This is a genomic window from Mesorhizobium sp. M2A.F.Ca.ET.039.01.1.1 (assembly GCF_003998035.1).
Lineage (GTDB): Bacteria > Pseudomonadota > Alphaproteobacteria > Rhizobiales > Rhizobiaceae > Mesorhizobium.
Genome location: NZ_RZRY01000637.1, coordinates 1 through 3,642 on the forward strand (window position 1 = coordinate 1; position 3,642 = coordinate 3,642).

At 56.3% G+C, this 3,642-nt stretch carries 3 protein-coding genes and 1 pseudogene; all 4 read right to left on the reverse strand.

The window, feature by feature from the left end:
• Window positions 1-1,050 (reverse strand): mannose-1-phosphate guanylyltransferase (locus tag EOA24_RS30880; protein WP_148669980.1); only part of this gene is annotated, 1,050 nt, incomplete at its 3' end.
• A gap of 53 nt (window positions 1,051-1,103) precedes the next feature.
• A pseudogene (locus EOA24_RS30885) lies at window positions 1,104-1,784 on the reverse strand (aminotransferase class III-fold pyridoxal phosphate-dependent enzyme); the annotation flags it as partial.
• Window positions 1,785-2,005: 221 nt separating this feature from the next.
• On the reverse strand, window positions 2,006-2,761 hold the full coding sequence (locus EOA24_RS30890) for a response regulator transcription factor (protein ID WP_126082688.1): 756 nt from the start codon (window positions 2,759-2,761) through the stop codon (window positions 2,006-2,008).
• Between the two features lie 600 nt (window positions 2,762-3,361).
• A complete protein-coding gene (locus EOA24_RS30895; protein WP_126082689.1) occupies window positions 3,362-3,580 on the reverse strand; it encodes a hypothetical protein in 219 nt (72 codons plus the stop codon).
• Window positions 3,581-3,642 lie beyond the last annotated feature (62 nt).

Here is a 3,642-nt window from a genome sequence, read left to right on the forward strand (position 1 = left end):
GATTTGTTCCACGCCTTTCTTCCCATCCTGGCTGTGGCTGCCCGGGGCGACGAATATCGCGTCCGGCGTTGCACCCACCGCCACATCCTTCATTCCGATCACAGTGAGCAGCCGACCTTGGCTCCTGAGGTAGGAATTTTTGCAGTCCATGGCCACGACATCGCCCATCACCACATTGCCGTTGCCGTCGGCGGGGCTAGACTCCAGCAACGATTGCCACGACCCGAGATCATTCCAGCGGAAAGAAGCCGTCACCATCGCGATGCCCTGCGCATGTTCCATGACGGCATAGTCAATCGACGTGGAGGGGACCGCCGAGTAGAAGCGTTGGGGCAAGTAGAGGCCCGAAATATCGGTCGTGGCGGACCTGAAGGCGCGTTCCGCGGTATCCCAGATTTCCGGCTGCAATTCGATCAAGGCTTTCTGCATCGTGTCGGCGCGAAACAGGAAGATGCCCGCGTTCCAGTAGAACCTTCCCGACGACAGATATTTTTGCGCCGTCTCGACGTCCGGCTTTTCGACAAAGCGCGAAACCGCGGCCGCGCCATCGCCATTGGCTGCAACCTCGATGTACCCATATCCAGTTTCCGGATGAGTGGGCTTGATCCCGAAGACGACAATGCTACCAGCGTCTGCGGCAGGCATGCCGGCTTCGACGGTTTCCCAAAATTGCGTCTCGGTCGATATCTGATGGTCGGATGGGACCACGAGCACGAGTGCATCCTTGCCGTGTTCGGAAATCGTCTGCAGTGTCGCTATTGCGACCGCCGCCGCAGTATTGCGGCCCAGGGGTTCGAAGATCGGCCTTCCACCGTTCAGTCCGAGCGGACTTATGTCAGAGATAACGCGTTCGGCATGACGTTCGGACGCTATCAGATAGATCGGCGTTTCGCTATTTGGCCATGCTTTGAGGCGCCGAACCGTCTTCGCCAGCATGGAGCCATCCCCCGACAGATCGTGGAACTGCTTGGGATTGTCTTCGCGCGAGAGCGGCCATAGCCGCGACCCGACACCTCCGCTCATGACGAAACTTACGATCCGGTGTGCCATGCTTCAGTTCCTCTCAGAATGTCTGGTTGTAGGCTCCGACCTCTGGATTGCGGCGCGCCGTTTTCCCTGCAGAGACGTTGCACTTCATGCAGGAAGCCGTCTGCCGGGTCGTCTCCGCGGGATGGCTCGAGGATCAGCGCGGCCAGCTTGCCCGGATATTTGTCGAACAGATCTTTTACGCTGGCGATGTTGTTGTAGCGGAAGGTGACGGTGAGATTTCGGACCACCTCCGGAATACCGGCACTCATCGGTGTCGTGGCGATGAACCAATCGTCCGTCGAAAAGAATGGATGGTCGGCGCAGCAGGCCACGAGGTCGCGCCCTGTATAAGCGCGGGCCAAGCGCACGGCGCCGGACGTCGCATCCGAGCCATCCTTGCAGAATTTTACCATCTGCGCGTCGACAAGCTCCAGAAACGTCTCGGCGCAGTCGACTTCGATCCTAGCCGGTCGCGTGAAATTGGAGCCACCACTCAACGCTGCCTCAACCGCTCTCAGGACTGTCGGGTAGGCATGCCCCAATCCAACGGAACGATTGCCCATGCCATATTCGATGTATTCGTTGCCATCGACGTCCCAGACATGACATCCAAGTCCACGCTCAATGAAACCCGGGGCGAGAATGGGATACTGATCATCGCCCTTCGCGTATGTATGGCAGCCACCTGGGATCAGTTGGCGCGCGCGACCTTGCAAACGGACAGATTTGCGAAAACAAGGGCTCTGCTCAGACATGTACCACACTCCAGCTGTTGGAAAGTCTACATGTCCGGTCCAAAATTTCGCGATCACCAAATGGCTGCCGATTTAGCACTTATGGTGGATGTTGGAGCCCAATACCGGCGTTTTATAACGATCACGCCATTTGCAGCGGCTGCGGAACAGCCGATCGCGGAACGAGGCTAACAAAGACGACCCGCAGAAGTGAACTCTGGCGGGCCGTCTGAAACCACCTGTCATTCTTCCGCGAGGGCACCTTCCCCGAAAAGGTCGTTCACCTTGTAGGCAACCTCAGTCCTGTTGGTCGCCTTCAGTTTCTTCATGATATTGCGGATGTGGACTTTCACGGTGCTTTCGCGCAAGTTCAGTTCGTAGGCTATGATCTTGTTCGCCTTGCCGCGCCGAAGCGCCTGAGCCACTTCAGCTTGCCGGTGCGTGAACATAGTCGTCAGCGGACGTGTGTCGCGGCTGCCTGAATCGATCAGATGCCGCATGGACAGCACGCTACTGGCCGGTACGAAGATGCCGCCAGCCGCCGCAAGGTTGACGGCTTCGACACAGACGTCAATGCCAACAGAAGTCGGAATGTATCCGCGTGCGCCGCTTTCAAGGGCGGTCAGTATCTGTGTAAGATCTTCCGTGTCAGCCAGCAGAATCACTGGAACAGAACTGAACTCTGAAGAGATCATTCGGACCTCTTCAGCTATGCTTTGATCGGTAACTTTGCGTCCGCCAAGATTAAATAGGATAGCGGCTAAAGGAGGGTATGCTTCCTTCTTTATTCGCCATTCTTCGATCCTGTCCATGGCGACAACAGCCATGCCAAGCTCATGGTCCTCCAGAGCCGATGCTAGACATTCCCGGTCTAACGCCCTTCCGTCAAGAATAAGTAGGCATTCCTTGTCTAGTTGTTCGTTGCTCTTTGCGCTGCTCGACGAGATTTCTGATTGATTTGGCGAAGCAAGATTATGTAGGCCGATCACAGAACTCATACTAGCACCCCAACTTTTGCCCAACACGACCGCCTCATGGCGGCCGACAGCCCCCTCAAATCCTAGATTTTTTGAAAGTTTCTACCAATCTGAGAGTCCAGCCAGGCCCCCCCAGCTTGGACCCTCATCGCTTCTCCCCTACACCACCTAGAATTCAGTAGTTGATGCTTTACTAGCGAGAGCTAATCTAAGTTAATTTTCTGTAAATTTTTTTGGCTCTCAAGGGTCCCGCTGATGGGCAGGCATACGGGCCGAAACCATTGGGCCGGGTTCCTGGAGTCGTGCACGCAAATGATTTCAGGCAAAGCAGCGCCGCCAACCTCATCCGATAGGCGGAAGCAGGACCGTTAATCCACGGCGGCTTCTTACTCCAAAGGCTTCGTTGACGTCATACATTGCCAAAGAAGAACATCTGTTTGCCAGCGTCTGCCCGGGCTTACGCCGGTCTGTCTGCGGATAAAGCGAAGACAGGGTAGGGGAGCCATTCGCCCGCCCCAATGGCTCCCCTATCGCTTTTGCGGTGAGCGGCACAGCAGAAAATCCGCCTGCCAGCATTGTCTGGCAGGCGGACAGATGCTCCTAGAATTGACGATTGGAACCTCAGGCGTGTCCCTGGGGTTCAGTCTCGCTCAGCCAACGGCAGACCGCCTCATGGCTACGGGTCACTGTCTCAAACGCATCGATCAACTTCTTGGCGGCTTTGTTAGCGACGTGGGATTCAGGATACTGGGCGGTCACAGCCTGCGCTCGCTCATAAATTTCCTTGAGCTGCTTCACCTGCTTTGGTCCAAATGCGCCGTGTACAACCTGGGTGGTCATACGGATTGTCCTCCTCATGCTGGAACTCTAGAGAACCCACTCCATTGCCCAGAGGTCCCGAT